Below are 3966 nucleotides of genomic sequence, written 5' to 3'. Positions count from 1 at the left end.
GGTTGTGTTTTTGGTTGGGGGGTTTTTTCGCGGCGGCGCGGCCGGGGGGGGGGGCGGCGGCGCCAGGGTGTGGTGCGTTCAGGCGGGTCCGAAGTCGCCGGCGCGGACGGCGGTGACGAAGGACTGCCAGGCGTCGGCCGGGAAGACGAGGGCGGGGCCGTGCGGGTCCTTCGAGTCGCGGACCGGGACGATGGCGGGGTAGTCGTCGGCGACCTCGATGCACTCGCCGCCTTGACCGCTGTAGGTGCTCTTGCGCCAGTTTGCTTGGTCGAGCGTCATGTCGGCAGATCCTTCCGGGTTTGACGGATCATGTCCAAGAGCGCGGGTCACATCGTGTCTTCGACCTGGAATCGATCGTAGCGTCTGAGCGATGTCGCCACAGTGGTGCGATTGCGGCTGTGCGGGCGTGGTCGAACTTGGCAGCGGCGCCAGCAAGATTGCCGAGTGGTTCAGGCCGTTGCCTGTTCAGGCGTAATGTCTGGCATATGGCGAACGACCACCTTGGGGAGCGGCTACGTCGGTTGCGCCGCTTGGCCGACCTCACGCAGGAAGCCCTGGCGGAGAAGTCGGGCGTGTCCGTGGATGTGGTTCGGAAACTCGAACAGCAGCGCAAGCACTCGGCACGGCTGCCCACACTTCATGCGCTGGCCAAGGGACTTGGCGTCGAGCTGACTGCGTTGCTGGGTGATCCGCCGGCCGTTCCGTCGACGGGCGATGTGGAGCCGGCGGAACTGGTCTCTCTACGCCGCGCCATTATGCCGTCGTTGTTCACCCCGCTTCCCAGCCCGGACGGGGCAGAGTGGCTGTCACTTGCTCTGTTGAAGGCTGAGATCGCCGATGGGTGGACCCTCTACCACGCTGCAGACTTTGGCAGGCTCATGGAGATTCTGCCTGGCGTCATCGTGGACGCCAGGCGCGCCGCTGCTTCAAGCAAGGGGCGTGAGCGATTGGCAGGTCATCATGCCTTGGGGAAGGCTCTCCAGCTGGGTGGCCACCTTGCTATTCGGTTCGGCAAGACAGATCTCGGCGTCTCCAGTCTCGAACGAGCAATTTCGGCTGCCGATTCCGCCGAGGATCCCTTGCTGGCAGCGATGCTCTGCAACTCTGTGTCGTGGGCGTACCAGCGTCAGAACCGATTGGATGATTCTCGTACGCTGGCGGTTCACGCTGCCGATGGAGTCGAGCGCGAGCACGCTTCCAGCGCGGAAGGGCTCCGCGTCTGGGGTGGGCTGATCATGGCAGGAGCGATCAGTACCAGTCTTGGTGGCGACTATGACGGTGCGTCCGAAATGATGGGGACTGCGGAGCGGGCGACTGTGCGGTTGGCGGAGATGCCGCCGCCTGAGGACAGTCGAATGGTCAGCGTCTTCAGCGAGTCGTCTGTTCGGATCAAGCGCGTGCGTCTTGCTGTTCAACATGGACGTTCTGACGAGGCGTTGGCCCTCGCGCGAGGTGTTCGCTTTGGTGTGGAGATTCCGCCCTCGTGGCGGGCATGGCTCTTTCTCGACGTGGCGCGAGCGTACGCGGACCTTGGGAACGCCAGAGGGGCAGTGGCGGCACTGGAACGGCTCCAACGGACCGCCCCCGGCTGGATGCGTCACCATACGCTGGCGGTGGCGATCGTCTCTGACCTTTGGGCGGGATCCGCTAGGCCTCCGGGTCTTCGGAAGCTCGCAAGATTCCTTGGCCTGGCTGATTAGGAGTCAGAACTAGGACGTTTCATCCCTGGTAGCCGCAAGCCGGTGGCGAGAACCTCTTCATACCAATACGGAGAGGAGTCACATCATGACAGGGGATGTCCGACTGGATGTCGCGCGGCCTCCGGCCCTCGGCGAGCCGACCACTAAATTGCACGGCTACGGGATCCGCTGGGATCCCGCCGTCCGGCTCTACCGGGTGCGCAACGAGATCACGGGGGAGTGGCTGCGCGACTCCTCCGGATCGCTGAGCGGCTTCTCCTCCTTCTCCGTCGCGGAGAAGGCCTGGCGGGGGTTCGAGTCGCACCGGGAGATGGTCTGATGGGGCCGATCCTCAACCGGGCGGCCGGCGAGCAGTGGCGGGAGGCCGCTTTGGAGTGATTGCGGCTGTGTGTGGGGTGGTTGGGCTTTGAGAGAAGTGTCGTCGCCCCGGTCAGGGTGGCGGCGCCTGGGTGTGGCGTGTTCAGGCGGGTCCGAAGTCGTCGGCGCGGACGGCGGTGACGAAGGACTGCCAGGCGTCAGCCGGGAAGACGAGGGTGGGACCGTTCGGGTCCTTGCTGTCCCGAACAGGAATCACTCCGCTGAGGCCGTCGGCGACCTCAATGCACTGGCCTCCGTCGGTGCTGTAGGTGCTCTTGCGCCAGTTTGCTTGGTCGAGCGTCATGTCGGTAGATCCTTCCGGGTCTGACTGATCATGTCCAAGAGCGTGGGTCGCATCGGGCTTTTGACCTGGAGTCGATCGTAGCGTCTGCGCCAAGCCGCCAGGGTGTGGCGATTGCGGCTGGGTTGGGGGTGGTTGGGCTTGTTGGTGGGGTTGAGGAAGGCGCCGCCGCCCCGGTTGGGGTAGTGGCGCCTGGGTGTGGTGTGTTCAGGCGGGTCCGAAGTCGTCGGCGCGGACGGCGGTGACGAAGGACTGCCAGGCGTCGGCCGGGAAGACGAGGACGGGACCGTGGGGGTTCTTGGAGTCGCGAACGGGCACAGCGTTCGGGTAGTTGGGTGCCACCTCAACGCACTGGCCTCCATCGGAGCTGTGGGAGGACTTCACCCAGTGGGCGGATGACAGGTCGAGGCTGGAGCTCATGGTGCCAGTTCCTTCCGGATTCTTCTGATCATGGCCAGGGACTCTGCCTGGGGAGGCGCGTCCACCTGGAGACGATCGTAGCGCCTGCGCCAGGTCATGACGGCTGCTCGATCTCGCTCCAGGAAACCGCGGTGCAGCGTTTCTGTGTAAGCCAGTTGGCCATTGTCACCAATGGTCAGCAAGGTGACAGCCGACCGGAAGGGCCTGAGCACTCCCATGGTGAACGGCACGACCTGCAACAGGATGTGGGGTTCCTCCGCTAGTTCTTCGAGATGCTCAAGCTGTTCGGCCATGACGTCCGGGCCGCCGAGCTGCCATCGCAAGGCGCTCTCATCCAGTGCGGCGTAGATGAGGGGTGGAGGGGTGTGAGTCAGAAGCTTCTGTCTGGCCAACCGGAAGTCGAGTCGCTCCTCGGCCTGGTCGGTAGTGATCTCGCCAAGGTCCACCGTGCCTCCCAGTTCGGCCTCGGCATAGGCCCGAGTCTGGAACAGGCCGGGGATGATGCCGATCTCGAACAGCCTTATCTCAGTGGCCTGCGCCTCATGGCGCGTGAACTCTGTGAATCCCTCGGCGAGACCGGCCGAGTTGTTCGCCTGCTGCCACATGAGGGCCAAGGTGCCCTGTGTCCCCAGGGCCTGGTCAGCCGCACGAGCGAAGCGGAGCGAGGGTTGCTTCGTGCCAAGTTCGGCGAAGGAGACCGTTGAGTAGTGGAACCCGACACACGCGGCCAACTGCGCCTGCGTGAGCCCGGCTGTCTCGCGTGACCTGCGAAGTTGCACCCCAAAGGGCGCCCACCGGCCTGAGGATGGATCAAGCTCCTTGCGGTTAACCATGATTGCCCCAACTTGGACAGCCGGAAAGTCAAAACCAATTTCGCTTCCGATGGTAGCTGTCGACAGGCCACCATGGGCACAGAACGTGAAAGCTCGTAAGCGGAGGGTTCCCATGAACCATGCCCAGACTCAGCCCAGACCGGACGACCCGTCCACCAACCTCCACGGCTACGGGATCCGCTGGGATCCCGCCGCCCGGCTCTACCGGGTGCGAAACGAGATCACGGGGGAGGGGCTGAGAGACGGCGACGGATCGCTGAGCGGCTTCTCCTCCTTCTCCGTCGCGGAGAAGGCCTGGCGGGGGTTCGAGTCGCACCGGGAGATGGTCTGATGGGGCCGATCCTCAACCGGGCGA

Annotated in this window: 7 protein-coding genes and 1 pseudogene; 3 read left to right on the top strand and 5 right to left on the bottom strand. The window is 64.5% G+C overall.

Annotation, left to right across the window (positions count from 1 at the left end):
• Positions 1 to 78: 78 nt before the first annotated feature.
• Positions 79 to 279, bottom strand: coding sequence for a DUF397 domain-containing protein (locus AB0P06_RS36680; protein ID WP_363615313.1), 201 nt, complete (start codon positions 277 to 279; stop codon positions 79 to 81).
• Between the two features lie 206 nt (positions 280 to 485).
• On the opposite strand from AB0P06_RS36680, the gene AB0P06_RS36675 reads away from it, so the two are divergent.
• A complete protein-coding gene (locus AB0P06_RS36675) occupies positions 486 to 1700 on the top strand; it encodes a helix-turn-helix transcriptional regulator (RefSeq protein WP_363615312.1) in 1215 nt (404 codons plus the stop codon).
• A gap of 148 nt (positions 1701 to 1848) precedes the next feature.
• Positions 1849 to 2019: a hypothetical protein gene (locus tag AB0P06_RS36670; RefSeq protein WP_363615310.1), complete on the top strand. Its 171-nt coding sequence runs from the start codon at positions 1849 to 1851 to the stop codon at positions 2017 to 2019.
• Positions 2020 to 2160: 141 nt separating this feature from the next.
• Here AB0P06_RS36670 and AB0P06_RS36665 read toward each other — a convergent pair whose 3' ends face one another.
• The 4 genes and pseudogenes from AB0P06_RS36665 to AB0P06_RS36650 all read right to left on the bottom strand — a co-directional run.
• A complete protein-coding gene (locus AB0P06_RS36665; protein WP_363615308.1) occupies positions 2161 to 2361 on the bottom strand; it encodes a DUF397 domain-containing protein in 201 nt (66 codons plus the stop codon).
• 204 nt (positions 2362 to 2565) lie between these two features.
• The gene (locus AB0P06_RS36660) at positions 2566 to 2778 is read right to left on the bottom strand and encodes a DUF397 domain-containing protein (RefSeq protein WP_363615306.1); all 213 of its coding nucleotides are present in this window, start codon (positions 2776 to 2778) and stop codon (positions 2566 to 2568) included.
• The gene (locus AB0P06_RS36655; protein ID WP_363615315.1) at positions 2775 to 3383 is read right to left on the bottom strand and encodes a DUF5753 domain-containing protein; all 609 of its coding nucleotides are present in this window, start codon (positions 3381 to 3383) and stop codon (positions 2775 to 2777) included. Before AB0P06_RS36655 ends, AB0P06_RS36660 begins: the two co-directional genes overlap by 4 nt.
• Positions 3384 to 3401: 18 nt before the next feature.
• Positions 3402 to 3611: pseudogene (locus AB0P06_RS36650) on the bottom strand (helix-turn-helix transcriptional regulator); the annotation flags it as partial.
• 112 nt (positions 3612 to 3723) lie between these two features.
• Here AB0P06_RS36650 and AB0P06_RS36645 point away from each other — a divergent pair.
• Positions 3724 to 3942, top strand: coding sequence for a hypothetical protein (locus AB0P06_RS36645; RefSeq protein WP_363615304.1), 219 nt, complete (start codon positions 3724 to 3726; stop codon positions 3940 to 3942).
• Positions 3943 to 3966 lie beyond the last annotated feature (24 nt).

Source organism: Kitasatospora sp. NPDC088351, from assembly GCF_040685575.1.
Classification (GTDB): Bacteria; Actinomycetota; Actinomycetes; order Streptomycetales; family Streptomycetaceae; genus Kitasatospora.
This window is presented reverse-complemented; position numbering and strand designations above follow the sequence as displayed.

Coding starts and splice junctions, on each gene's coding strand:
- AB0P06_RS36675 (WP_363615312.1), top strand. CDS start 486: ATGGCGAACGACCACCTTGGGGAGCGGCTACGTCGGTTGCGCCGCTTG.
- AB0P06_RS36655 (WP_363615315.1), bottom strand. CDS start 3,383: ATGTGGCAGCAGGCGAACAACTCGGCCGGTCTCGCCGAGGGATTCACA.
- AB0P06_RS36680 (WP_363615313.1), bottom strand. CDS start 279: ATGACGCTCGACCAAGCAAACTGGCGCAAGAGCACCTACAGCGGTCAA.
- AB0P06_RS36665 (WP_363615308.1), bottom strand. CDS start 2,361: ATGACGCTCGACCAAGCAAACTGGCGCAAGAGCACCTACAGCACCGAC.
- AB0P06_RS36645 (WP_363615304.1), top strand. CDS start 3,724: ATGAACCATGCCCAGACTCAGCCCAGACCGGACGACCCGTCCACCAAC.
- AB0P06_RS36660 (WP_363615306.1), bottom strand. CDS start 2,778: ATGAGCTCCAGCCTCGACCTGTCATCCGCCCACTGGGTGAAGTCCTCC.